The organism is Paraburkholderia phenazinium (assembly GCF_900100735.1).
GTDB classification, from domain to species: Bacteria; Pseudomonadota; Gammaproteobacteria; order Burkholderiales; family Burkholderiaceae; genus Paraburkholderia; species Paraburkholderia phenazinia.
Genome location: NZ_FNCJ01000011.1, coordinates 107,744 through 131,825, shown reverse-complemented (window position 1 = coordinate 131,825; position 24,082 = coordinate 107,744). Strand labels below are relative to the sequence as shown.

Genomic DNA, 24,082 nt, shown 5'->3' with positions numbered 1-24,082 from the left:
CGGCGCTCGGCGACGAGTAGGCGGAGGGTGAATGGGGTAGTTGGCTTCAGCCGGGACGTGCAGCATCGATGGTGCTCATACTTTCGCGCAGGCCTTCTTCGAACCGTCGCCATTCCTCCTCGGAGCCCGGCAGCCCGAAGCGCACGCTTCCCGAGGCGGCAAACAAACGCGTCCAGATGCCGCGCAACGCCAGTTGGTGATGCAACGCCGCGGCACGCGGATCGTCGGTCCACGCAAAGAGCGGTGTGCTGTGCGGCGAAAAACGTTGCGCCCGCAACAGTCCGGTCAGGCGCGCGCTGTCTGCTTCAAGCTGTGCGCGCATCCGACCTTGCCACACGAGATCCTTGAAGGCTGCGCTCACAGCATGCCGGGCGGGACCGCTGACGGTCCACGCGCCGAGTATTTCGCGCAAGCCGTCGAGCAGCGCCGGGTCGCTCAGCACGAAACCTGCGCGCACACCGGCGAGGCCGAAGAACTTGCCCGGCGAACGCAGCACGACGAGGCTTGGCCGATCGGCGTAGCCAGCCAGCGATGCGGCAGGAAGCGCATCGGCAAACGCTTCGTCGACCAGCAGCGTGCCGCCGCGCGCCGCCAGTTGCGCGTGCCATTGCAGGAGTTTGTCTACGCTCAGATGATGGGCAGTCGGGTTGTTCGGATTGACCACGACGGCGTGCGTGACCTCGTCGGGCAGCATGTCGCATGAGACGTCGAGCGGCGCGATCCTATGACCGGCCCGCTCGAACGCAGGTGCGTATTCGCTATAGGTGAGCGGGGCAATGGCGACCGTCGCGCGCGGCAACAGCGCAGGCAGCGAGCGGATCGCCGCCTGGCTGCCTGCGACCGGCAGCACATGCTGAGGAGAGGGGGCGCCGTAGTAGCCTGCGGCGCATGCGGCAAAGCCGTCGCCCTCATCGGGCAGGCGGCGCCATGCGTCGGCGGGTACCGGTGGCACTGGGTAGCCGTGCGGATTGATACCGGTCGAGAGGTCGAGCCACTGGGCGTACTGGATGTCGTAGCGCTGCGCCGCTTCATGCAGGTTGCCGCCGTGGACGACGCTGTGGACCACGCTGCGAACTATTGTGTTAGCCATGGAACGGGACGCTTAACAAGGCGAGCACGATCAGCACCGCGAGCCACAGAATTACCGTGCGCTCGACCAACTGCAGCGCCGCGACGATATGCGCGGTAGTGGCGGGTTGTCCGGCGCCGAGCGTGGGGCGCGCTTCGAGCGCGCCGTGATAGACGGCCGACCCGCCAAGCAGCACGTTCAGGCTGCCGGCGCCCGAGGCCATCACCGGCCCCGCGTTGGGGCTATCCCAGCGCGGCGCCTGGTCGCGCCAGCAGCGCCACGCAGTGCGCGTGTCGCCTAGCAGCGCGTAGCTCGCCGCTGTCAGGCGCGCGGGAATCCAGTTCAGCACGTCGTCGATGCGCGCGGCCGCCCAGCCGAAGCGCAGATAACGCGGCGTGCGATAGCCCCACATGGCATCGAGCGTGTTGGCGAGGCGAAACGCCAGCGCGCCTGGACCACCGGCAATGGCGAACCAGAACAGCGCGCCGAAGATCGCATCGTTGCCGTTTTCCAGCGCCGATTCGACCGCGGCGCGCGAGAGCGCGGCCTCGTCGGCATGGGCGGTTTCGCGCGAGACGATGCGCGAGGTCAGCAGGCGCGCCTCGGCGAGATTGCGTTGAGCGAGCGCGCGAGCGATTGGCGCAATGTGATCGTTGAGGCTGCGTGCGCCGAGCGCGAACCACAGCAGCAGGACGTGCACCGCGCAGGCCAGCACGAACGGCAGCACCGCAACGAGCCAGGCCGCGATCAGCACCGGCGGCAGCACGGCGAGCGCCCAGGCGGCAATACCCAGCAGCCGACCGCGCCGTCCGGTGTTCAGGCGCGCTTCGATCTGCATGGCGAGCTTGCCGAAGCCGACCAGCGGATGGGCGGTGCGCGGCTCGCCGAACCAGCGGTCGACGGCGACACCGGCGGTCGCGAGGGTGGCGATCAGGGGTAAGGACAGCACGACTAGCGGCTCGCGGACTTGAGCGCGAGCGGCAGCCCCGCGACCATCATCGTGACCTGAGTGCTCAATGCGGCGATGCGCTGATTGAGACGCCCGAGTTCATCGACGTATAGACGCGTCGCTGCGCCGAGTGGCACGACGCCCAAGCCGATCTCGTTGCTGACGACGATGATCTTGCCTTGAGCCGAACCGAGCGCGGCTTCGAACGCGGCGAGGCGCGCGAGATAGTCGTCGCTAGGTGCGGTCCCATCCGCCGGGCATAGCAGGTTGGCGAGCCACAGCGTCAGGCAGTCGATCAGGATGCAGTGGTCAGGCGCGTCGGCTTGCGCGACGGCCCCGGCGAGGTCGATCGAGGCTTCGAGCAATTGCCAGTGCGCCGGCCGCCGCGCGCGATGGTGGGCGATCCGGGCGGCGAATTCCTCGTCGCCCGCGCGCTGCGCAGTGGCGATATAGGTGACGGGCCGCGCGCTGTCGCTTGCGAGTTGTTCGGCATGCACGCTCTTGCCTGAGCGGGCGCCGCCGAGAACGAAGGTGAGGTCGCGGGGAATCATCGCGTGATTGTACCGGGGCGATGGGATAATGCCGGCTTCCATCAACCGGCCCGGCCCTCTGTTTCATGACGACGGTAAAGACTTCGAACTTGCCTGACGGCATGCGCGTACCGCGCGGCACGCTGATGATCCAGGGGACGACCTCCGATGCGGGCAAGAGCACGCTCGTGGCCGGCCTGTGCCGACTCGCGCGGCGCGCCGGCGTGCGGGTCGCGCCGTTCAAGCCGCAGAACATGGCGCTCAACAGCGCGGTGACGGTCGACGGCGGCGAGATCGGCCGCGCCCAGGCTCTGCAGGCCGTAGCGGCGGGCATCGCCGCGCACACCGATCTGAACCCGGTGCTGCTCAAGCCGACCAGCGATCGCGGCGCCCAGGTGATCATCCACGGCAAGGCGCGCATGAATCTCGATGCGCGCGCCTATCACGACTACAAGCCGGTGGCCTTCGAAGCGGTGCTGGCGTCATACGCGCGCCTGCAGGCCGGCTACGACACGATCTTCGTGGAAGGGGCGGGCAGTCCCGCGGAGATCAACCTGCGCGATCGCGATATCGCCAACATGGGTTTTGCGGAGGCGGTCGACTGCCCGGTCGTGCTGGTCGCGGATATCGATCGTGGCGGGGTGTTCGCGCATCTGACCGGGACGCTGGCGTGCCTGTCGGCGAGCGAGCAGGCGCGCGTGCGCGGTTTCATCATTAACCGGTTTCGCGGCGATATCAGCCTGCTCCAGCCGGGTCTCGACTGGCTCGAAGAGCGGACCGGCAAACCGGTGCTTGGCGTGGTGCCGTATCTGCATGGCCTCACGCTCGATGCCGAAGACATGTTGCCGCGCGAACTGCGGGCCGCGCAGGCCGCTGGGGCCGAAGCGCGCACGGCCTTGCGCGTCGTCGTGCCGGTGTTGCCGCATATCAGCAATCACACCGATTTCGACGCGCTGCGCTCGCACCCGCAGGTGGATTTTCATTACGTGCGCAGCGGTATGACGCCACCAGCGGCTGACCTGATGATCCTGCCGGGTTCGAAAAACGTGCAGGGCGATCTGGCGTTTCTGCGCGCACAAGGCTGGGACCAGGTGCTGCAACGTCACCTGCGCTACGGCGGCAAGGTGATCGGCATTTGCGGCGGCATGCAGATGCTCGGGCGCGAAGTGGCCGATCCGCATGGCGTCGAAGGGGCGCCGGGAAGCGTCGCGGGGCTTGGCTGGCTCGATTACTCGACGACCTTGACGCAAGAGAAGACGCTGAAGAACGTGACGGGTCGGTTAGCGCTGCCGGGCGCGGCAGATGTGGCCGGCTACGAGATTCATATGGGCGAGACTGAAGGCCCGGCTCTCGCTGCGCCGGCATTGCGGCTGGTCACGCCGGAGGGAGGGGAGCGGCCCGATGGCGCACTTTCTCCCGATGGGCAAATTCTCGCTACCTACGTGCACAGCTTGTTCGATACGCCAGCGGCTTGTGCTGCGCTGCTGGAATGGGCGGGTTTGAACGATGCCGGGACGATCGACTATCCGGCGCTGCGTGAAGCCTCACTGGACCGGCTGGCCGATACGCTGGCCGAGCATCTGGATCTGGCGAGGCTGTTTGCGGCGATTGGTTGATTCGCCTGTTTTTCATCTGGCGGCGATTGATTAACTCCTGATAGGAAATAATCTAAGCCTGCAAAGCAGTTTCTCCGACTCCACGGTTCGAATACAGTCCGGTCTATCGACGGCGCGCGTGCGTCGTCCCACCCAACTGACAAGGACTCTTGATGAACTCGAACCGTTCGGCCGATCTCGCCGCCACGCTCCTGCGCGTCGCGCTAGGCGTCTTGTATCTCGCGCACAGCCTGCAGAAGATTTTTGTTTTCACGCTGCCGGCTACGGCGCATTTCTTCGAATCGCTGGGTTTGCCGGGCTGGCTTGGCTATCTCACGGCCTTTGTCGAACTGGCGGGCGGGATCGCGCTGCTGCTTGGCGTGCAGGTGCGCTGGGTTGCATTGGTGCTGCTGCCGTTCATGCTCGGCGCGATGTCGGCTCACCTGCATAACGGCTGGGGCTTCGCGTCGCCGAACGGCGGCTGGGAATATCCGGCTTTCTGGGCGGTGACGCTGGTGGTGCAGGCGCTGCTCGGCGGGGGAGTGGGAGCGTTGAGCGGGGCGAAGGCGCCGCGGGCAGTGGCGGCTTGAGGGAACGCGTTGACGCGCATTTGACATTGAAACCCCTTCGGACGTGGGCCGGAGGGGTTTGTCGCCGGCTCAGCGGCGTGCAGGGCGTCGGAGTTCTTCGATGACGGATATCGTCATAGGCAGGGACCGGCGAGTCTCTTCCAGTTCCCGCGCGAAAGCCCTCCGGTTCCACGCTGCGGCGCGAATATGGATACCGCCGTCAACCGTCAGGTTCACTCTTACCTGGTCGCCTTGCTGGATGCCGAGGTGGCGCAAGTAGAGGTCGGGAATGCGTAGCGCAAGGCTATTGCCCCACTTTTCGATCTTAAGTTTCCTCGAGTCCTCGCGGATATTCGCTTTCTTGCACATTCCTTACCGAGCACGGAATTCAGCGCTGTGCTTTATACAGCGTCTGCTGTGCAATCTACAGCGCTTCATCCCTCACGCCAACACCATCTGCGTACACCGGAACAGCGCAATCGTCTTGCCGTTCGGATCGAACACGGTAGCGTCCCATACCTGGGTGGTCCGCCCCAGATGCACACCCTTGGCAACCGCCCGGATCGTGCCTTCGACGCACGTACCGAGGAAGTTGCTCTTCAGCTCGATCGTGGTGAAATTGCGCGCCGTGTCGGGCAGATGCGCGAGACACGCGTAACCACACGCCGTGTCAGCGAGCCCGATCACGGTAGCCGCATGCAGAAAGCCGTTAGGCGCCAGCAACTCCGGCCGCACGGTCAGCTCCGCCGTCAGCGAGCCCTGTTCCAGCGCACTCACCCGCACTCCCAACAAGTCGGGCAAGCGACCCCGCTGGCGCTCATGAAGGGCGTCGATCGTGCAGTCCGTGCGTAGTTTGCTCATGATATTTCGCTCCTTTTTGTAAGAATCGCGCCCCAAATAGCCCTTCAGGGCTTCGACCCGGCTGGATTTGTCGATATTATCAACGGCTGGATCGACGGGGTCGACGCAATCTCAGACTAGACGCGGCAAACCGGCTGGCGGCGCCAGCCATCTTCCCGGGAGTACTCATGACGGTAATCGTGGTGGCCAATCCGAAGGGCGGCGTGGGTAAGAGCACGCTATCGACCAATCTGGCCGGCTATTTCGCGGCGGCAGGCGAGTGGGTCGCACTGGCGGATCTGGACAAGCAGCATTCGGCCCACGCGTGGCTCGAACTGCGGCCCGCCACGCTGCCGCCGATCGAAGTCTGGGAAGTGGACCAGGAAACGCCCGCGAAGCCGCCCAAGGGGCTGGAGCACGCTGTGATCGATACGCCGGCGGGTTTGCACGGCAACCGGCTCGGCATTGCGCTGGATCTGGCGGATAAGGTGATCGTGCCGCTCCAGCCGTCGCTGTTCGATATTCTCGCCACCCAGGAATTTCTCGAGCGGCTCGCCAAAGAGAAGGCGGTGCGCAAGGGTGGGATCGAAATCGGTGTGGTGGGCATGCGGGTCGATGCCCGCACGCGCTCGGCGGAGCAACTGCATCGCTTTGTCGAGGGATTGAAGCTGCCCGTGCTGGGTTTCCTGCGCGACACGCAGAACTACGTGCAGCTAGCGGCGCATGGCCTGACGCTGTGGGATGTGGCGAAGAGCCGGGTGGAGAAAGATCTGGAGCAGTGGCAGCCGATCATCGAATGGCTCGAACGCAAGCCCAAACCTAAGGCTTAAGCGGGCCGGCGGGCGCAGCCATGTGACCTGCGGCGGCGCGCTCCATGTGGTTTCGGACGCGCCGCGGGTCTGGCTCCGGCGCTGCCGGCGCGCCGCGGTACTTCAGGTCCAGGTCTGGGTCGGCACGTGGTCGCGGCTGCCCTTGATCTTGTTGTTGTCGTCGACGAACACCAGATCCGGCTTCCAGCCCGCTTTCAATTCCGCTTCTTCCACCATCGCAAACGCCGCGATGATCACCAGGTCGCCCAGTTGCGCGCGCCGCGCCGCCGAGCCGTTCAGCGAGATCATGCCGCTGCCGCGCTCACCTTTGATCGCGTAGGTCGAGAACCGCTCGCCGTTGTTGATGTTCCAGATGTCGATGCGTTCGTTCTCGACGATATTCGCGGCTTCCAACAGATTCTCGTCGATCGCGCATGAGCCTTCGTAGTGCAGCTCGCAGTGCGTGACGGCGACGCGATGAATCTTCGATTTCAGCATGTGGCGTTGCATGACCGTTCCCTATGAGTCCTTTTGGGGGTGTTGCGGCGCGTTCCCGAGCGATCGGGAGCGTCAGATTTCGAGGTTGTCGATGAGGCGCGTGGCGCCCAGCTTGGCCGCGGCGAGCACGACGAGCGGGGCGTCGGTGTCCTGCGCGGTGGGCGGCAGCAGGTTCGAGCGCTTGCGCACGGCGATGTAGTCGGGCTGCCAGCCGCGGGCGGCGAGTGCGGCCATTGCTTCGCGCTCGACTGCCGCGAAATCGCGGTTGCCGGCCAGCACCGCGTCGCGCACCCGGTTCAGCTCGATCGCGAGCTTCGGCGCTTCGGCGCGCTCGGCTGCCTGCAGATAGCGGTTGCGCGAGCTGAGCGCGAGGCCGTCGGTGTCGCGCACGGTTTCAGCGGCGATGATTTCGGTCGGCAGCGCGAACTGCTGGCACATCTGGCGCACGATCATCAGTTGCTGGTAATCCTTCTTGCCGAACACCGCGACGCGCGGCTGCACACACGACATCAGCTTCATCACCACCGTACACACGCCCTGGAAGAAGCCCGGGCGGAATTCGCCCTCGAGGATGTCGCCCAGGTCGTGCGGCGGATGCACGCGGTATTCCTGCGGCTCCGGGTACAAATCGCGCTCGGTCGGCGCGAACAGCACGTAGACGTTCTCTTTCTGCAGCTTCTCGATGTCGGCTTCGAGCGTGCGGGGATACTTGTCGAAATCCTCGTTCGGCCCGAATTGCAGCCGGTTGACGAAAATGCTCGCCACCACCGGGTCGCCGTGCTGGCGCGCGAGGCGCATCAACGACAGATGGCCCTCGTGCAGATTGCCCATCGTCGGGACGAACGCAGTGCGGTTCTGGCCGCGCAACTGGTCGCGCAATTCGTGGATCGAGCTGATGACTTTCATGATCGGACGGTGTTTTCCTCGCGCGGCGCAGGACCCGGCGGGCACTTAAATGGTGCATGCCGCCCCATTTGGCCCGTCAGGCTCCCGTTCCGGTGATGACTGGTTCGGAGCGCCGGATTGTAGTGGATTTGTGGGTTGGGCGCACCGAAACGAGGCGTGCCTCTAGAGTGCGCCTAAGCCGGCAGCTCAGATGACAAACTCAGGCTGGCAAATAAGCGAGCCGCACGTAGATCGGCGCGAACGGTTCGGCCTGGGTGATCTCAATCAGCGATTCGCGCGACAGCTCCAGCATCGCAATGAAATTGACCACCACCACGGGCACGCCGCGCGAGACGTCGAACAGCTCCGTGAACTCCATGAAGCGCGCATTCTGCAGACGGCGCAGGATCACGCTCATATGCTCGCGTACCGACAGCTCTTCACGCGAAATCCGGTGGTGCTGCACGAGCTTGGCGCGCTTGATCACGTCGGCCCAGGCGGCGCGCAGATCTTCGCTGTTCACGTCCGGGAAGCGCGGCGTGATGCTTTGCTCGATATAAACGTCGGCGCGCAGGAAGTCGCGGCCCAGTTGCGGCAAATGGTCGATCCGCTGCGCGGCGAGCTTCATCTGCTCGTATTCGAGCAGGCGCCGCACGAGTTCGGCACGCGGGTCTTCCGCCTCTTCGCCGGTGTCGGCCTTCTTGACCGGCAGCAGCATGCGCGACTTGATCTCGATCAGCATGGCCGCCATCAGCAGATATTCGGAGGCGAGTTCGAGATTGGTCTGCCGCAACTGCTCGACATAGCCGAGGTACTGCGTGGTGACATCCGCCATGGGGATGTCGAGCACGTTGAAGTTCTGCTTGCGGATCAGGTATAGCAACAGATCCAGCGGGCCTTCGAACGTTTCGAGGAAGACTTCGAGCGCGTCCGGCGGGATGTAAAGATCCGTCGGCAGCTTGAAGAGCGGCTCGCCGTACAGGCGCGCGAAAGCGATACCGTCGACGGTATCAGGCGTCGAATCGGTCGCGGGCGCGGCGAGCGCAGCGTCGGGCTGCGCCTTCGCGGCGCGGGCCTCGTCGGCGGTGCTCACGCTTAGAAGTTCTGGTAGTACTGGTAGGCAGTCTGTTGCACGCGCGAGGCTTGCTGCTCAGCGCGTTCTTCGAGGTCGATCGGCTGCTTGTCCCACAGCAGCGAACGGCCACGGCGTTGTTCCGCCTCGAGATTGGGCTTTTGTTGCTTCAGCTGATTCAGGAACTGCGTGATGTCCGATTGATACATGGCTCAACGTCCGTGATAGAGAAGTGGCGGCGGCCCTCGGGGCCGTTGCGCGTGTCGAGCGCAATTTTACAGCAAGCGTCGCCCGCGGGCGAAAAACGCGCGGAACATCGGCACGGCTGCCGACTCCAAGGCGGGCGCGCCGCCAAGAGGGCACGAGGTTCGGTTACTTAGGGGGCGCCGAGAGGCCGCTGAGCTGGGCCGCCTAGGGGCTACCCAGCGGCCGGCCAGCGAAGTCCCTGTCGGCGCAGGCGCGCAGGGCGTAGATGGGGCCTGCAGATGCCAATTCTGAGATGATCGCGGGGCGGCTTCGGTGTGGTCAAATAGCGAGCTTGCCGGCTGCTGCAGGGGCTGGCAAGCCGAATCATTCATCAACAACGGCCGCGGAGGTCCTGTTTGGCGGGTTGTGCGATCGAACCGTCGCGTGTGCGGCATGGCAAACCGGGTGTGCGGCAGCGGCGGCTCGCTCGCAGCGCGCCGGGCGCGGCACGGCTGTTGCGCGCATGGCTGGCGTTCGGCCTCGTCTGGCTGGTGTTTGCCGGAGGCGAGGCGCGCGCAGCCTATAAGGTCGATATCGAGGCCTCGCCGCGCGCTGTGCGCAAGCTCCTCGAGGAGCACCTGGACATCGCCCGCTTCGCCAGGCGCGACGACATCAGCGACGACCAGTTCGGCTTTCTCGTCACCGCGACCCCGCAGCAGGTGCGCGACCTGACCGCCACGGCGGGCTATTTCTCGCCGGTCGTGCGCACCGACGTACGCACCATAGACGGCAAGAAGCGCGTCACGGTGAGCGTCGATCCCGGTCCGCAAACCACCATTTCGGCCATTGATCTGTCGTTCAAGGGGCCGGTGCTGACCGAAGACCCGGGGCAGCAAAACGCCACCCGCTTCGCTTTTTCGCTGCATCAAGGCGACCCGTTCTCGCAAGGGGGCTGGGACGACGCCAAGAACGCGGCGCTCAAGGCCCTGCAAGCGCGCCGCTATGTGGCGGCCAAGATCGCTCATTCCGAGGCGCGCATCGATCCGCGTACGCACGAGGCCAAGCTCTCGGTCACCTTCGATAGCGGGCCGACCTTCACAATTGGCAAGCTCGAAGTGTCCGGCACGCGGCGCTACCCCGAGCAGATCGTCGACAACGTGAACCCGATTTCGGTCGGCGCGATCTACGACGTGCAGCGCGTCGCCGAATTGCAGCGCCAGTTGCAGAACACGCCGTACTACGCGAGCGTCGCGATCGACGTCGCCAATGATCCGGCCAAGCCGATCGAGACGCCGGTGCGCGTGAAGGTCAGCGAGTATCCGTACAACAGCATCCGCGGCGGGGTGGGCTATGCGACCGACACCGGCCCGCAGGTCCAGGGCAACTACACGTACCTGAACACCTTCGGCGCCGCGTGGCCGTTCTCGGTGGGTGGGCGGATCGACCAGATCGAGCAGTTCGGCCAGATCCAGCTTTCGATGCCGCCGTGGCGGCGCGCCTGGACCAACAGCATGCTCGCGTCCTATACGACCACCGACGTGTCGGACACGCGCATCTACAGTATCCGTGCGGGGGTGCAGACCACACGCACCTCGCAGTTTATCGACTATGGGTATTCGGTCCTTTACTACCAGGACCGGCTCGACCAGAACGCCATCGGGCCGACCACCAGCCGCGCGCTGGTGCCCGCCTGGTCGTGGACCCGCCGCAACACCGACGACCCGTTGTTCCCGCGCTCCGGCAACCTGGTGCGTCTCGAAGCGGGCTTCGCGGTCAAGGGCGTGGCGACCGATCAGACCTTCGCTCGCGCTTACGCGCGCGGCCAGCAGTACTTTCCGATCGGCAAGGAAGACCTGCTGTTGTTCCGCGCCGAACTGGGCGGCGTGTTCACGGCGGGCAGTTCGAGCGGCGTCCCGGCCTCGCTGCTGTTCCGTGCGGGCGGCTCGAACTCGGTGCGCGGCTATGGGTACCAGAGCATCGGTAACAGCGTCGACGGCTCGGTGCTGCCGACCAAGTACCTCGTCACTGGCACGACTGAATATCAGCACTGGTTCAACCACGACTGGGGCGGCGCGGTGTTCTTCGATATCGGCACCGCCACCGATACGTGGCACGAGAAAGTGTTTTACCCGGGCGTGGGCTTTGGTGCGCGCTGGCGCAGCCCGGTTGGTCCGGTGAACGTCGACCTCGCGTACGGGATTCGCAACAAGCAGGTGCGGCCTTACCTGACGCTGGGCATCGCCTTCTGATTTTTCGGCCACACTTCGACCTCATTTGACCTTATTTGTCTTGACTAGCCTGATTCGCATGGTTCGAATATGACGACGGATGCTTCCGCCAACCCGCCTCCGCAGACGCCCGGTGACGCTACGCCGGGCGGCCCTGACACGCCTCCTCCCGTGCGCCGCCAGCGACGGCTGTGGAAGGCGCTGGCGTGGGCGATGGGCATGCCGGTGCTGCTGGTCGCGCTGGCAGCTGGGCTGTTGTACGGCGCGGTGGCGACCGAGCGCGGTACGGCCTACGCGTGGCAGGGCGCCGTCAAGCTGCTGGGCGGCCGGCTTGCCGGCAAGCTGGAGGGCGGCGCACTGGCGACCGGCGTGCGGTTGCGTCAGATCGAGTGGCGCAGTTTCGACGGCAGCGGCACCGATATCAAGATCGACAAGATTGACGGACGCTGGGCGCTGACGGACCGGCCGTGGCGTTTTGCGGTCGATTACCTGCATATCGGCACGATCGACGCGCGCATCGGTTCGTCAACCTCGCCAAGTAGCGGCCCTATTAGCTTGCCGCAGGATCTGCGTCTGCCGATGCAACTGGAGGTGCGCGATCTGCAGGTCGGCACGCTGCTGCTGCATGAGGGCGGGTCGACCACGGAGTTTTCGCACCTTCTGTTTCATGGGCGCAGCGATGGGGTGCATCACGAGGCCGCGATCGAGCGTTTCGACACGCCGTTCGGCGCGGTCACGGCGTCGGCCAAGCTCGACGGCATGCGGCCGTTCGCGCTGAGCGGCGACATCGGTTATGCCGGCAAGGTCAACGAGGAGCCGGTGCAGGTGGGCGGCCATTTGAGCGGCACGCTCGAAACCCTGGTCGCCGAGCTCGATGCGAGCGGCATGAAGCTCGCCGGCCACGCGCGTATCGAGGCGACGCCGTTTTCGGATGTGCCGTTGCAACGCGCCACGCTCACGTTCGATCACGTGAATCCGCAGGCGTTTGCGCCGGGGGCGCCGCTCGCCGATCTGGCGGTGCGGGCGGAATTGCAGCCGGTCGTGGGGGCGGCGGTGCAAGCGGCGGTGGCGGCAAGCGCCACGACAACCGCTAGCGCCGCGGTAGTCACCAGCGGTTCTTTGGCGGCCACCCATGACACCTCGCCCTCAGCCGCAAAGCCCGCAGCCGGCTTCGTCGTCGCAGGGCAGGTCTCAATCGTCAACGCCAAGCCTGGTGCGGTCGACGAAAACCTGCTGCCGCTCATCGACGCACACGCCGACGTGCGGCTCGACGCCAACGCGCAAAGCATCTCGAACCTGAAGCTGCGCCTCGTCAAGAACGCCACGGTGACCGGCACGGGCTCGCTGTCCGGCAAGCACGGCCAGCTCGACCTGCAGGTGGCCGGGCTCGACCTGAACGCGCTGGAAGCGAGCGTGCGCCCCACGCAGCTTGCCGGCCCAATCGGCATTCGCCTGAACGACGATGTGCAGAGCATCACGCTCGATCTGGCGGATCCGAAGGCGGCCCTGCGCGCCCAGGGCAAGGTGGTCTTCGACCCGGCGCGCATGAGCTTTAACGACGTGCGGATCACCTCGGGCCGGGGCCGCATCGACCTGTCTGGCGCGATCAAACACGATGCGAACTCCACCTACAACCTCAAGGCGCAACTGACCGATTTCGATCCGCTCGGGCTCACCTCGCAGATGCCCTCGCGGGTTCCGGCCAGCACACCGGGAAGCGCACCTAAAAGCGCCGCGGCGAATGCCAAGGCCCATGTGGCGGCGAAAGCGGCGGCAGCGAAACGGGCCGCCCCGGCACCGGCGCGCAAGATCGAAGCCCGCGTGAACGGCATGCTGAATGCAGCCGGCGTGCTTGGCCCCACCTTCACGACCAAGGCGGATTTCAAGCTTGGCGAAAGCGTCTACGACGGCTTGCCGTTGACGGGCGGCGGCACAGTCCAGTTGGCCGGCTCGCGGATTCTGCCGAGCCGGGCGAATCTCTCGGTGGCGGGCAACCAGGTCGATCTGCAAGGCAGCTTCGGCGCGCCTGGCGACCGGCTGCGCTTTCGCGTCGACGCGCCGGAACTCGAGCGCCTCGGCTTCGGGCTGGCGGGCGCGATGGCGGCCGATGGCGACGTCACCGGATCGTTCGCGCATCCGAACGTCCTGCTGAATTACAAGGCCGATAGCGTCGTGTTCGGCGCCAACCGCCTCGGCCATGCGGAAGGCCACGCCGAGTTGCGCGATGGCGCGAACGGCGCCATGGTCTTCACGACCGACGCCCGCGACCTGAGCGCGGAGGGCGTCGAGCTTGCGACGCTCAGCGCCCGCCTGAACGGCACGCGCGCGAAGCATACGTTGGAAGCGCAGGCCACCGGCAAGGTCTACCAGCGTCCGCTCGACGTGACGCTCGCGGCCAACGGAGGCCTCGCCGACACCCGCGAAGGCACCCGCTGGGACGGCACGGTCACGCAACTGCAGAATCGCGGCACGCCGGCGCTCAATCTCGAAGCGCCGCTCACGGTGAGCGCCGCGCCGAACCACGTCACGCTCGGCGCGGCCCGGCTCACGCTGGAAGGCGCGGTGCTCGACCTGAAGTCGTTCGCGCTGGATCACGGGCGCATCCAGTCGACTGGCTCGCTGACCGATATTTCGCTCGCGCGCCTCTTCACGCTGCGTCAGGAGATCACCGGCGAGCCGCCGCCGGTCAAGACCGATCTGGTGTTCGACGGCGACTGGGATTTCGCGCTCGGCAACACGGCGAGCGGCCATATCCAGTTGAAGCGCCGCGGCGGCGACGTGACGGTTGAGATCGGCAGCGGCCTCGCGTCGCTCGGCATCACCGACCTCGGGGCGCGCGCCGACTTCAGCGCCGGCAACCGTCTGAACGCCACGGTGCATGCGCAGGCGAGCCGGATCGGTGTAATCGACGCCGATGCTCACACCACGCTGGCGATGACCGACGGCGTGCTCGGCGTCAACGAGGAGGCGCCGCTCACCGGCAATGTGAACGCCAACGTGCCGTCCTTGAAGACGACGGGCGGCCTGTTCGGCCCGAGCTATCTGCTCGACGGGCACCTCGCGCTGAAGCTTGCGCTAGGCGGCACGGTGGCCAAGCCGAACCTGTCGGGGTCTCTGCTCGGCGACGGCCTGTCGGCCACCATGGTCGACCAGGGCGTGCAGTTGAAGGATGGCGTGATCCGCATCGCGCTTTCGCAGAATCTGGTCGACTTCCAGCAGGTCGAATTCCACGGCGGCAGCGGCACGCTGCGCGCCACCGGCCAGGTGCGCCTCGACGGCGCGGAGCCCGATCTGACGGCGAGCATCGTGGCCGACAAGCTCGAACTGTTCGCTTCGCCGGACCGCAAGCTGTCGCTGTCCGGCAGCGCCACGGTAGCCAACGGCGGGCACCTTGGCGCGATGGATATCAATGGCAAATTCACGGTCGATCGCGCGCTGTTCGACATGCCTGAGCAGGCCGCGCCGAGGCTCGGCGACGATGTGGTGGTCGTGCGACCCGACGGCACCGTGCCTGGCGAGAAGGCGCCCGGCGTGCCGGTCACCGACAAGCCGGTGGGCCGCTTCGCGCCGCACGCCAGCATCGACATCAATCTCGGCAAGGACTTCCGTTTCCGTGGCCAGGGCGCGGACCTCGGCCTGACTGGCACGATCACCGCGTTGAGCGCGCCGGACCTGCCGCTGCGCGCGGTCGGCAACGTGCGCGTGACCGAAGGTTCCACTTACACGGCGTTTGGCCGCAAGCTCGGCATCGAAAACGGTTTCTTCACTTTCAATGGACCGGTAGCGAATCCGGGCATCAACATTCTCGCCATGCGCCGCAACCAGCAGGTCGAGGCCGGGGTGCAGGTGACCGGCACGGTGGATGCGCCGGTCGCCAAGCTGGTGTCGGAGCCGAACGTGGCGGACAACGAGAAGCTCTCCTGGCTGCTGTTCGGCCATGGCACCGATCAGGGCAATAACCTCGGACAGCAGAGCACCATGACGACGGCCCTCGCGTTGCTCGGCAATGCGAGCGGCAAGCGGATTGCGCAGACCTTCGGTCTCGATGAGTTCTCGATCGGCACCAGCGATGTCGGACTCACCGATCCGCAAGTGGTGATGGTGTCGAAGGCGCTGAGCCAGTGGCTGGTGCTCGGTTATGAGCAGGGGCTGCAGTCGGCAAGCAACGCCTTCAAGGCTACGGTCAACCTGACGCGCTACTGGTCGGTGGTCGCTTACGGCGGCACCTTCCAGGGGGCGACGCTGTTTTACACGCGGCGCTACGACCGATGGCCGTGGGGCGGGGCGCGCCAGTAACGGCGCTAATCCATCGCGCCAATAAGCAAAAAGCACGTCGCATGACGTGCTTTTTGCATTTCCGGCGGCGCGGCGAGCGCCGTGGCTTTACTTGACTCGCATGCCCGGCTTCGCGCCGCTGTGCGGTTCGAGGATGTAGAGACCCGGTTCGGCCTTCTCGTCGGTTGCCGATGCCGCCAGCACCATCCCTTCGGACAGGCCGAACTTCATCTTGCGTGGCGCGAGGTTGGCCACCATTACCGTCAGCTTGCCGATCAGTTGCTCCGGCTGATAGGCCGACTTGATGCCGGAGAACACGTTCCGGGTTTTTTCCTCGCCGACGTCGAGCGTCAGTTGCAACAGCTTGTCCGAGCCGTCCACCGCGCGGCAGTCGACGATCTTGGCGATGCGCAAATCGATCTTCGCGAAGTCGTCGATTGAGATGATGCCGGACCCGTCGTCCTCGTCACCAGCCTTCGCTGCCGGAGCAACCGTCTTTGCCTTGGACTTGGTCTTCGCCTCGGCAGGCGCCGCCGCTTCGGTGGCTTGCAACGAATCGCGGTTGGCCGCCAGCAGCGCTTCGATCTGCTTCGGATCGACGCGCGTCATCAGATGCTTGTACGCGTTGATCGGACGCCCGGAACTTAGCGGCACGGTCGCATCGGACCACTTGAGCGGCTCGATGCCGAGGAACCCTTCGACGGCATCGGCAAGCTTCGGCAGCACCGGCTTCAACGCCAGCGACAGCAGGCGGAACGCTTCCACGCTGACGCTGCAGGTTTCATGCAGCGCGACTGCATTGGCCGGGTCTTTCGCCTGATCCCACGGTTTGGCGGTGTCGACATAGGCGTTGACCGCGTCGGCCAGTTCCATGGTCTGGCGCAGCGCGCGGTTGTACTCGCGCGCTTCGTAGTTGGCGGCGATCTGCGGGATCGCCGCGCGCAGCGTGCCGAGCAGCGGATGCTGCATCGCGCTGTCCAGGATGCGGCCGTCGAAACGCTTGATCAGGAAGCCCGCCGCGCGGCTCGCGATGTTCACGTACTTGCCGACCAGATCACTGTTCACGCGCGCCTGGAAGTCGTCGAGGTTCAGGTCGAGGTCTTCCATCGTGCTGTTGAGCTTGGCGGCGAAGTAATAGCGCAGCCATTCCGGATTGAGGCCCGTGTCGATCACGCTCTGCGCGGTGATGAAGGTGCCGCGCGACTTCGACATCTTCGCGCCATCCACCGTCAGGAAGCCGTGCGCAAACACGTTGGTCGGCGTGCGATGGCCCGAGAATTCGAGCATCGCCGGCCAGAACAGCGTGTGGAAGTACAGAATGTCTTTGCCGATGAAGTGGTACTGCTCAGCCGTCGAACCCTTGCGGATCCACGCATCGAAATCGATATCGCGCTTTTCGGCGAGGTTCTTGAAGCTCGCGTAGTAGCCGACCGGTGCATCCAGCCACACGTAGAAGTACTTGCCGGGCGCGCCGGGAATCTCGAAGCCGAAGTACGGCGCATCGCGCGAGATGTCCCAGTCGGCGAGTTTGGCCTCGCCGGCGTCGCCGAGCCATTCGCGCATCTTGTTGGTGGCTTCCGGCTGTGCGAGACCACCCACCCAACTGCGTAGGAAATTCTCGCAGCGCGAGTCGGACAGGCGGAAGAAGTAGTGTGTCGAAGTCTTGCGGATCGGCGTGGCGCCCGAGACGACTGAGTACGGATTGAGCAATTCCGTCGGCTGGTAAGTCGCGCCGCATACCTCGCAGTTGTCGCCGTACTGGTCTTTCGCGCCGCACTTCGGGCACTCGCCCTTGATGAAGCGGTCCGGCAGGAACATTTCCTTGACCGGGTCGTAGGCCTGTTCGATATCGCGCGCCTCGATCAGGCCCGCATCCTTGAGCGCCGTATAGACGGATTCGCTCAGCACGCGGTTCTCTTCCGAGTCGGTTGAATAGTAATTGTCGAAGGAAATACCGAAGCTGTCGAAATCGCGCTTGTGCTCTTGCCAGACGCGGTCGATCAGTTGCTTGGGCGTGATGCCTTCCTTTTCAGCCCGCAGCATGATCGGCGTGCCGTGCGTGTCGTCGGCGCCGACGTAGTAGACCTCGTGCCCGTGCATTCGCAGTGTCCGGACCCAAATGTCCGTCTGGATATATTCGACCAGATGGCCAATATGGATTTGCCCGTTCGCATACGGAAGGGCCGACGTGACGAGGATCTGGCGACGGCCGGACGGCGCGCCTGCGGGGAGACCGGTTGCGGATGCTGACATAGGGATTGTGAGGGCTTGCGGGGAGACGAAACTACGATTCTAGCAGGGCGGCCGCGGGGGAGCGGCTCTGGCGCCTCTGGCCTTGGTGCGCGGACCCGCACCAAAAAAAACCGGGGCTATGGGCCCCGGAGCAACAACGACAAGAGGAGAATGGTGCCGCGGCGGCAAAGCCAGCCACGTACCGTAAAGAGAGACAGCGGATTTTCCGGAGAGTTCGAAATATTTTTCGATTCGGTTACCGGAACGTGCAACCGCTCCCCGGGGGCTTTTCCAGCCGGGTGGAGCCACCCGGCCGGACCTGGCCGTCCCGGAGCGAGCAGGCCGTTCTACCCGGCCGCACCTGGCAGGCCGCCGCCCCATTCCCCAGGATACCAGCCGTTAGCCTGCGTGCTGCGCGGTGGCGCGCAGGTAGATTTCCACGCGGCGGTTCGCGGCGCGGCCGGCTTCCGTGTTGTTGTCAGCAACCGGATTGTTCTGGCCCATACCTTGTGCAGACAGGCGCTGCGGATTGATACCACGCTGGCCCAGGTAGCCGGTCACGCTTTGTGCGCGGTTCACCGACAGAGTCTGGTTGTAATCCGCCGAACCGGTGCTGTCCGTGTAACCGACCACTTGCGCGATCACCTCAGGATTCTGCTGGAGCGTCTGCGCCAGTTGATCCAGCACCGGCGCGAACGACGGCTTGACCGCATAGCTGTTGGTGTCGAACGTTACCGAGCTCGGGATGTTCAGCTTGAGCGAGCCGTCCGGCTGCTCGGTGATCTGCGTGCCGGTGCCCTTGGTGGCGCCCGACAGCTTGTTGTGAATCGCTTGCCAGTTGTAGCCGGTGATGCCGCCGACCGCTGCGCCCACGCCTGCGCCGATCGCCGCGCCCTTGCCGCCGCCGAAGATCGCGCCGATTGCCGCGCCCGTGCCGGCACCGACGCCTGTACCCACGGCCGTGTTAGTGCCTTGCTGGGTGGCACAGCCTGCCAGCAACGAACCGGCTACGGCGAAGACTGCCAGGCGAGTCATGACTTTTGCGTTCATTTTGATTCCTCTTGATTATTGAAGCGGGTCGCCCCTTGCGGATTGTCGAAAACGGCAACCACGCAGAAGCTACGCAAACACCTCGCCGGATTTCATGGCCCTCCTACAGCAATGAAGGGTCTTCCGGCAAGGCCTGACGCCAGCCACTACAATGATGACTGAAGTACGCAGCGATGCGACCCTGCGGCCTGCTGCTGCCGAAGGGTGCCCGGCAAGGCAAAATTTCGCAATGCTGCATAACAATTTTTTTCAATTTCCGGCTGACGGCCGAAGCTTTCGATTCCGCCGCGCCGCAAGTGTTCCCCAACGGAGTTTCAATGAGCATTGATCGGGCTTTGGTCGACGCCGCCCTCGCGACCGTCGCTGACCCTAACACGGGGCGCCCGTTTGCGGCGGCCAAGAACTTCCGGAACGTCGCTGTCGATGGTGCCACGGTTAGCGTCGAGGTGGTACTCGGCTATCCGGCCAAACGCCAGTTTGAAGCGGTCCGCACGCTGGTCGGCGACGCGCTGCGTGCGGTGCCGGGCGTGGCCGAGGCGCAGGTGCAGGTGTCGCAGCAGGTGGCGGCGCATACCGTGCAGCGCGGCGTGAAGTTGTTGCCGAACGTGAAGAACATCATTGCCGTGGCATCGGGCAAGGGTGGGGTCGGCAAGAGCACCACCGCGGTGAACCTGGCGCTGGCGCTGGCCAGCGAAGGCGCTTCGGTGGGGATTCTGGACGCCGATATCTACGGCCCGTCGCTGCCGATGATGCTTGGAATCGTTGGGCGCCCCGAGTCGGTGGACGGCCAATCGATGAATCCAATGCGCGGCCACGGCGTGCAGGCCAACTCGATCGGCTTTCTGATCGAGCAGGACAATCCGATGGTGTGGCGCGGCCCGATGGCGACTTCCGCGCTCGAACAGCTGCTGCGCCAGACCAACTGGCAAGACCTCGATTACCTGATCGTCGACATGCCGCCGGGTACCGGCGACATCCAGCTCACGCTGTCGCAGCGCGTGCCGGTGACCGGCGCGGTGATCGTCACTACGCCGCAGGACATTGCGCTGCTCGACGCGAAGAAGGGCCTCAAGATGTTCGAGAAGGTCGGCATTCCGATCCTCGGGATCGTCGAAAACATGGGCATCCACATCTGCTCGAACTGCGGTCACGAAGAGCATATTTTCGGCGCCGGCGGCGGTGACCGGATGGCCAGGGAGTACGGCGTCGAAGTGCTCGGTAGCCTGCCGCTCGACATCGCCATTCGCGAGCAGGCCGACTCCGGCCAGCCCACCGTGGTGGCCGATCCGGACGGCCGGATTGCGGAGACTTACCGCTCGATCGCACGCAAGGTGGCCATCCATATCGCCGAGCGGGCCCGCGACATGACCTCGAAGTTTCCCAATATCGTCGTGCAGAACACCTGAGCCTTCCTGCGCAAGGCTGCTGAGACGCGGCGGAAGGCGTTGGACACGCCTCCGCTCGCGGTATCATGTCGACTTCATCAGGTTCGGCTCGGCGAGTCGCAGGGGCGGCCGGCGGTCGACAAGAGGATCGCATGGGAAAACGAATTGACGGACAGGCGGTGCATGCGTTCATCGTCCTGGCTGCCAGCAGTCTGCTGTTATGCGGCTGCACTGCATTCCTGAGACCACAGGAGAAACGCGCCGATGCACAACTACTGCCCACAGTGGGGAATCAGGCGCGGGGTCTGGTCACGTTCATCGAGCGCTCGGACGGCGTGCAGGTGACCTACAACCTGAGCGGCTTGCCGCCCGATAGCGACCACGCACTGCAAGTGCACGAGCGTGGCGACTGCAATGCGGCGGACGGTTCCAGCGTCGGTCCGGTGTTCGCACCGGCGGCCGAGCGGCTGAAAATGGGCTCGCGGGTCGAGGGCGACCTCGGCAATATTCACGCGGATTCGACCGGCGTCGCCACCGGCTTTATCGTGGCCCCGGACGTCTCGCTCGACGGCATTCGCTCGGTGCTGCAACGCGCCGTCGTGCTGCATCGCGACGCTTCCGATCCTTACGCCTGGCCGCAGCATGGCGCAGGTGCGCCGCTTGCCTGCGGCGTGATCCGGCAGTAATGCCGCTTGATGCCTCATTGATGCCTCGTTGATGTGGCTTCGCTGCGCTGCAGCAGGGCGCGGCGGCATCCGGTCAAACGTCCGCGCCAACGAGGTTATGCGGTTTTCGGCGGCATGCCGGACGCATCGAAACCGCCCCCAGCCAGCCCTTATTTGCCGCAGTTGCGGCAGCGGCGCGCTGATCGCGTAAAATAAGCGCCTTTCTTCCGGCAGCACGCGGCCCCACGGGCCCCTGGCTGGACTTCACCCCCGACTTGACGCGGCGAGCAGCGTACACATATGACCATCAAATCCGACAAGTGGATCCGGCGCATGGCCGAATCGCACAAGATGATCGAGCCGTTTGTGCCCGATCAGGTGCGTCTTTCCGAGGACGGCCGGAAGATCGTTAGCTACGGCACGTCGAGCTACGGCTACGACATCCGCTGCGCTGACGAATTCAAGATCTTCACGAACATCAATTCGACGATCGTCGACCCCAAGAACTTCGACGAGAAGTCGTTTGTCGATTTCAAGGGTGATGTCTGCATCATCCCGCCGAACTCGTTCGCGCTGGCCCGTACGGTGGAGTATTTCCGCATCCCGCGTAGCGTCCTGACGGTGTGTCTGGGCAAGTCCACCTATGCCCGTTGCGGGATTATCGTCAACGTCACCCCGTTCGAACCGGAATGGGAAGGGCACGTGACGCTGGAATTCTCAAATACGACACCTTTGCCTGCGAAAATCTACGCGAACGAAGGTGTCGCCCAGGTGCTGTTTTTCGAAAGCGACGAAATTTGTGAGACGTCGTACGCGGATCGCGGCGGCAAATATCAAGGTCAGCATGGCGTGACGTTGCCCAAAACGTGACGCCCGCAGCGCACTGACCCACCCGGCTATACAGGTGACCGCTGCACTTTACAAAAGTCAGCGGTCGTTCCTTTTGGAGAATCGCCCATGAAGTTTCGTTTTCCCGTCGTCATCATTGACGAAGATTTCCGTTCCGAGAATATCTCGGGTTCCGGCATTCGGGCTCTCGCCGAAGCAATCGAGAAAGAAGGCGCGGAAGTGCTCGGGCTGACGAGCTATGGCGATCTGACCTCCTTCGCGCAGCAGTCGAGCCGTGCCTCGTGCTTCATCCTGTCGATCGACGACGATGAGCTGCTGCCGTACGTCGACAATGTCGTGGTCGAGGGCGAGACGCCTGAACTGGCCGCCGCGATCGTCGCACTGCGCGCGTTCGTGACGGAAGTGCGCCGCCGCAACGCCGATATTCCGATCTTCCTGTACGGCGAGACGCGGACCTCGCGCCACCTGCCGAACGACATCCTGCGTGAGCTGCACGGCTTCATCCACATGTTCGAGGACACGCCGGAGTTCGTCGCGCGCCACATCATCCGCGAAACCAAGGTGTACCTCGATTCGCTCGCGCCGCCGTTCTTCAAGGAGCTGGTGCAGTACGCGGACGAAGGTTCGTATTCATGGCACTGCCCCGGGCACTCGGGCGGCGTGGCGTTCCTGAAGAGCCCGCTCGGCCAGATGTTCCACCAGTTCTTCGGCGAGAACATGCTGCGTGCGGACGTCTGTAACGCCGTCGACGAACTCGGCCAGTTGCTCGACCACACCGGTCCGGTGGCCGCCTCCGAGCGCAACGCGGCGCGCATTTTCAGCGCCGACCACGTGTTCTTCGTGACCAACGGCACGTCGACCTCGAACAAGATCGTCTGGCACAGCACGGTTGCGCCGGGCGACATCGTGCTGGTGGACCGTAACTGCCACAAGTCGATCCTGCACGCGATCATGATGACCGGTGCGATTCCGGTGTTCCTCACGCCGACGCGCAACAACTTCGGCATCATCGGCCCGATTCCGCGCAGCGAGTTCGAGCCGGAGAACATCAAGAAGAAGATCGCGGCGAATCCGTTCGCCCGCGAAGCGCTCGCGAAGAATCCGAACCTCAAGCCGCGCATCCTGACCATTACGCAGAGCACCTACGACGGCGTGATCTACAACGTCGAGATGATCAAGGAAATGCTCGGCGACTGGCTCGATACGCTGCACTTCGACGAAGCGTGGCTGCCGCATGCCGAGTTCCATGAGTTCTATCAGGACATGCACGCGATCGGCGCGGGCCGTCCGCGCATCAGTGCGCTGGTGTTCGCCACGCACTCGACGCACAAGCTGCTGGCCGGCATTTCGCAGGCTTCGCAGATCGTCGTGCAGGACTCGAAGAACAGTAGCTTCGACAAGCACCGCTTCAACGAAGCGTATCTGATGCACACGTCGACGAGCCCGCAGTACGCGATCATCGCCTCGTGCGACGTGGCTGCGGCGATGATGGAAGCGCCGGGCGGTACTGCGCTGGTGGAGGAGTCGATCGCCGAAGCACTCGATTTCCGCCGCGCCATGCGCAAGGTCGACGACGAATACGGCGACGACTGGTTCTTCAAGGTGTGGGGTCCGGAGGAATTCGCGGAAGAGGGCATCGGCTCGCGCGAAGACTGGATGCTGCGCCCGAACGACGCCTGGCATGGCTTCGGCTCGCTGGTCGACGGCTTCAACATGCTCGACCCGATCAAGGCGACCATCGTCACGCCGGGTCTGGACATGGACGGCGGCTTCGGCGAATCCGGCATTCCGGCGGCGATCGTCACCAAGTACCTGGCCGAGCACGGCATCATCGTCGAGAAGACGGGTCTGTATTCGTTCTTCATCATGTTCACGATCGGCATTACGAAGGGCCGCTGGAACTCGATGGTGACCGAGCTGCAACAGTTCAAGGACGACTACGACAACAACCAGCCGCTGTGGCGCGTGCTGCCGAAGTTCGTCTCGCATCATCCGATGTACGAGCGCGTGGGCTTGCGCGATCTGTGCGAGCAGATCCACAGCGTCTATCGCGCCAATGACATTGCCCGCCTGACCACGGAGATGTACCTGTCGAGCATGGAGCCGGCCATGAAGCCGTCCGACGCGTTTGCCAAGCTGGCGCACCGCGAGATCGACCGGGTACCGATCGACGAACTCGAAGGCCGCGTCACGTCGATTCTGCTCACGCCGTATCCGCCGGGCATTCCGCTGCTGATTCCGGGCGAGCGCTTCAACAAGACGATCGTCAACTACCTGCGCTTTGCGCGTGAGTTCAACGAACGCTTCCCGGGCTTCCATACCGACATCCACGGCCTGGTAGGCGAGACGATCAACGGCCGCATCGAGTACTTCGTCGATTGCGTGCGCGGCTGAAG

20 protein-coding genes are annotated in these 24,082 nt (G+C 64.6%); 9 read left to right on the top strand and 11 right to left on the bottom strand.

Annotated features, from left to right (window positions below):
- Window positions 1–46: 46 nt before the first annotated feature.
- The 3 genes from cobD to cobU are packed head-to-tail and all read right to left on the bottom strand — an operon-like array spanning window position 47 to window position 2,569.
- Window positions 47–1,090, bottom strand: a complete 1,044-nt coding sequence (cobD, locus tag BLQ92_RS23420) for a threonine-phosphate decarboxylase CobD (protein ID WP_090686948.1) — start codon at window positions 1,088–1,090, stop codon at window positions 47–49.
- Complete coding sequence (gene cbiB, locus BLQ92_RS23415; RefSeq protein WP_090686945.1) at window positions 1,083–2,018, bottom strand: adenosylcobinamide-phosphate synthase CbiB; 936 nt, start codon at window positions 2,016–2,018, stop codon at window positions 1,083–1,085. The genes cobD and cbiB overlap by 8 nt, the downstream gene beginning before the upstream one ends.
- Window positions 2,019–2,020: 2 nt before the next feature.
- Window positions 2,021–2,569, bottom strand: a complete 549-nt coding sequence (gene cobU, locus BLQ92_RS23410) for a bifunctional adenosylcobinamide kinase/adenosylcobinamide-phosphate guanylyltransferase (protein ID WP_090687212.1) — start codon at window positions 2,567–2,569, stop codon at window positions 2,021–2,023.
- A gap of 65 nt (window positions 2,570–2,634) precedes the next feature.
- Here cobU and BLQ92_RS23405 point away from each other — a divergent pair, with 65 nt between their 5' ends.
- A complete protein-coding gene (locus BLQ92_RS23405; RefSeq protein WP_090686943.1) occupies window positions 2,635–4,164 on the top strand; it encodes a cobyric acid synthase in 1,530 nt (509 codons plus the stop codon).
- A 152-nt stretch (window positions 4,165–4,316) separates the two neighbouring features.
- The gene (locus BLQ92_RS23400) at window positions 4,317–4,733 is read left to right on the top strand and encodes a DoxX family protein (protein WP_090686940.1); all 417 of its coding nucleotides are present in this window, start codon (window positions 4,317–4,319) and stop codon (window positions 4,731–4,733) included.
- 69 nt (window positions 4,734–4,802) lie between these two features.
- On the opposite strand, the gene BLQ92_RS41450 is transcribed toward BLQ92_RS23400, so the two are convergent.
- Both BLQ92_RS41450 and BLQ92_RS23390 read right to left on the bottom strand, forming a co-directional pair.
- On the bottom strand, window positions 4,803–5,081 hold the full coding sequence (locus BLQ92_RS41450) for an AbrB/MazE/SpoVT family DNA-binding domain-containing protein (protein ID WP_090686937.1): 279 nt from the start codon (window positions 5,079–5,081) through the stop codon (window positions 4,803–4,805).
- Between the two features lie 72 nt (window positions 5,082–5,153).
- Complete coding sequence (locus BLQ92_RS23390) at window positions 5,154–5,573, bottom strand: PaaI family thioesterase (RefSeq protein ID WP_090686935.1); 420 nt, start codon at window positions 5,571–5,573, stop codon at window positions 5,154–5,156.
- 167 nt (window positions 5,574–5,740) lie between these two features.
- Between BLQ92_RS23390 and BLQ92_RS23385 the strand changes: the two genes are divergently transcribed.
- A complete protein-coding gene (locus tag BLQ92_RS23385) occupies window positions 5,741–6,382 on the top strand; it encodes a ParA family protein (RefSeq protein WP_090686932.1) in 642 nt (213 codons plus the stop codon).
- 102 nt (window positions 6,383–6,484) lie between these two features.
- On the opposite strand, the gene panD is transcribed toward BLQ92_RS23385, so the two are convergent.
- From panD to BLQ92_RS23365, 4 genes are all read right to left on the bottom strand, one after another.
- On the bottom strand, window positions 6,485–6,871 hold the full coding sequence (panD, locus tag BLQ92_RS23380; RefSeq protein ID WP_090686929.1) for an aspartate 1-decarboxylase: 387 nt from the start codon (window positions 6,869–6,871) through the stop codon (window positions 6,485–6,487).
- A gap of 60 nt (window positions 6,872–6,931) precedes the next feature.
- Complete coding sequence (panC, locus tag BLQ92_RS23375; RefSeq protein WP_090686926.1) at window positions 6,932–7,765, bottom strand: pantoate--beta-alanine ligase; 834 nt, start codon at window positions 7,763–7,765, stop codon at window positions 6,932–6,934.
- A 199-nt stretch (window positions 7,766–7,964) separates the two neighbouring features.
- Window positions 7,965–8,837: a segregation and condensation protein A gene (locus BLQ92_RS23370; RefSeq protein WP_090686924.1), complete on the bottom strand. Its 873-nt coding sequence runs from the start codon at window positions 8,835–8,837 to the stop codon at window positions 7,965–7,967.
- Between the two features lie 2 nt (window positions 8,838–8,839).
- On the bottom strand, window positions 8,840–9,025 hold the full coding sequence (locus BLQ92_RS23365; protein ID WP_090686922.1) for a DUF3460 family protein: 186 nt from the start codon (window positions 9,023–9,025) through the stop codon (window positions 8,840–8,842).
- Between the two features lie 444 nt (window positions 9,026–9,469).
- Here BLQ92_RS23365 and BLQ92_RS23360 point away from each other — a divergent pair, with 444 nt between their 5' ends.
- Together BLQ92_RS23360 and BLQ92_RS23355 are read left to right on the top strand one after the other, a co-directional pair.
- Complete coding sequence (locus BLQ92_RS23360) at window positions 9,470–11,251, top strand: autotransporter assembly complex protein TamA (RefSeq protein WP_425312492.1); 1,782 nt, start codon at window positions 9,470–9,472, stop codon at window positions 11,249–11,251.
- A 69-nt stretch (window positions 11,252–11,320) separates the two neighbouring features.
- Entirely contained in the window at window positions 11,321–15,526 is a 4,206-nt protein-coding gene (locus tag BLQ92_RS23355; RefSeq protein ID WP_090686917.1) for a translocation/assembly module TamB domain-containing protein, read from the top strand.
- Window positions 15,527–15,613: 87 nt separating this feature from the next.
- Here the strand turns inward: BLQ92_RS23355 and metG are convergent, their stop codons facing one another.
- Window positions 15,614–17,758: a methionine--tRNA ligase gene (gene metG / locus BLQ92_RS23350; RefSeq protein ID WP_090686915.1), complete on the bottom strand. Its 2,145-nt coding sequence runs from the start codon at window positions 17,756–17,758 to the stop codon at window positions 15,614–15,616.
- A 378-nt stretch (window positions 17,759–18,136) separates the two neighbouring features.
- Window positions 18,137–18,787 carry a YiaD family glycine zipper/OmpA-like lipoprotein gene (locus BLQ92_RS23345; protein ID WP_090686913.1) on the bottom strand — a complete coding sequence of 217 codons (651 nt, stop codon included), beginning with the start codon at window positions 18,785–18,787 and terminating at the stop codon, window positions 18,137–18,139.
- Window positions 18,788–19,104: 317 nt separating this feature from the next.
- Here BLQ92_RS23345 and apbC point away from each other — a divergent pair, with 317 nt between their 5' ends.
- The 4 genes from apbC to BLQ92_RS23325 all read left to right on the top strand — a co-directional run bounded on the left by apbC (window position 19,105) and on the right by BLQ92_RS23325 (window position 24,080).
- Entirely contained in the window at window positions 19,105–20,193 is a 1,089-nt protein-coding gene (apbC, locus tag BLQ92_RS23340; protein ID WP_090687210.1) for an iron-sulfur cluster carrier protein ApbC, read from the top strand.
- A gap of 131 nt (window positions 20,194–20,324) precedes the next feature.
- Window positions 20,325–20,858, top strand: coding sequence for a superoxide dismutase family protein (locus BLQ92_RS23335; protein ID WP_090686910.1), 534 nt, complete (start codon window positions 20,325–20,327; stop codon window positions 20,856–20,858).
- A 279-nt stretch (window positions 20,859–21,137) separates the two neighbouring features.
- Entirely contained in the window at window positions 21,138–21,707 is a 570-nt protein-coding gene (gene dcd / locus BLQ92_RS23330; RefSeq protein ID WP_090686908.1) for a dCTP deaminase, read from the top strand.
- Window positions 21,708–21,794: 87 nt separating this feature from the next.
- Window positions 21,795–24,080, top strand: coding sequence for an arginine/lysine/ornithine decarboxylase (locus BLQ92_RS23325; protein WP_090686906.1), 2,286 nt, complete (start codon window positions 21,795–21,797; stop codon window positions 24,078–24,080).
- Window positions 24,081–24,082 lie beyond the last annotated feature (2 nt).

Bases quoted from the DNA above. Each gene is read 5' to 3' on its own strand.
- dcd (WP_090686908.1), top strand. From the start codon at position 21,138: ATGACCATCAAATCCGACAAGTGGATCCGGCGCATGGCCGAATCGCAC.
- panC (WP_090686926.1), bottom strand. From the start codon at position 7,765: ATGAAAGTCATCAGCTCGATCCACGAATTGCGCGACCAGTTGCGCGGC.
- BLQ92_RS23335 (WP_090686910.1), top strand. From the start codon at position 20,325: ATGGGAAAACGAATTGACGGACAGGCGGTGCATGCGTTCATCGTCCTG.
- BLQ92_RS23355 (WP_090686917.1), top strand. From the start codon at position 11,321: ATGACGACGGATGCTTCCGCCAACCCGCCTCCGCAGACGCCCGGTGAC.
- apbC (WP_090687210.1), top strand. From the start codon at position 19,105: ATGAGCATTGATCGGGCTTTGGTCGACGCCGCCCTCGCGACCGTCGCT.
- BLQ92_RS23400 (WP_090686940.1), top strand. From the start codon at position 4,317: ATGAACTCGAACCGTTCGGCCGATCTCGCCGCCACGCTCCTGCGCGTC.
- cobD (WP_090686948.1), bottom strand. From the start codon at position 1,090: ATGGCTAACACAATAGTTCGCAGCGTGGTCCACAGCGTCGTCCACGGC.
- panD (WP_090686929.1), bottom strand. From the start codon at position 6,871: ATGCAACGCCACATGCTGAAATCGAAGATTCATCGCGTCGCCGTCACG.
- BLQ92_RS23325 (WP_090686906.1), top strand. From the start codon at position 21,795: ATGAAGTTTCGTTTTCCCGTCGTCATCATTGACGAAGATTTCCGTTCC.
- BLQ92_RS41450 (WP_090686937.1), bottom strand. From the start codon at position 5,081: ATGTGCAAGAAAGCGAATATCCGCGAGGACTCGAGGAAACTTAAGATC.
- BLQ92_RS23390 (WP_090686935.1), bottom strand. From the start codon at position 5,573: ATGAGCAAACTACGCACGGACTGCACGATCGACGCCCTTCATGAGCGC.
- BLQ92_RS23385 (WP_090686932.1), top strand. From the start codon at position 5,741: ATGACGGTAATCGTGGTGGCCAATCCGAAGGGCGGCGTGGGTAAGAGC.
- cobU (WP_090687212.1), bottom strand. From the start codon at position 2,569: ATGATTCCCCGCGACCTCACCTTCGTTCTCGGCGGCGCCCGCTCAGGC.
- BLQ92_RS23365 (WP_090686922.1), bottom strand. From the start codon at position 9,025: ATGTATCAATCGGACATCACGCAGTTCCTGAATCAGCTGAAGCAACAA.
- metG (WP_090686915.1), bottom strand. From the start codon at position 17,758: ATGTCAGCATCCGCAACCGGTCTCCCCGCAGGCGCGCCGTCCGGCCGT.
- BLQ92_RS23405 (WP_090686943.1), top strand. From the start codon at position 2,635: ATGACGACGGTAAAGACTTCGAACTTGCCTGACGGCATGCGCGTACCG.
- BLQ92_RS23345 (WP_090686913.1), bottom strand. From the start codon at position 18,787: ATGAACGCAAAAGTCATGACTCGCCTGGCAGTCTTCGCCGTAGCCGGT.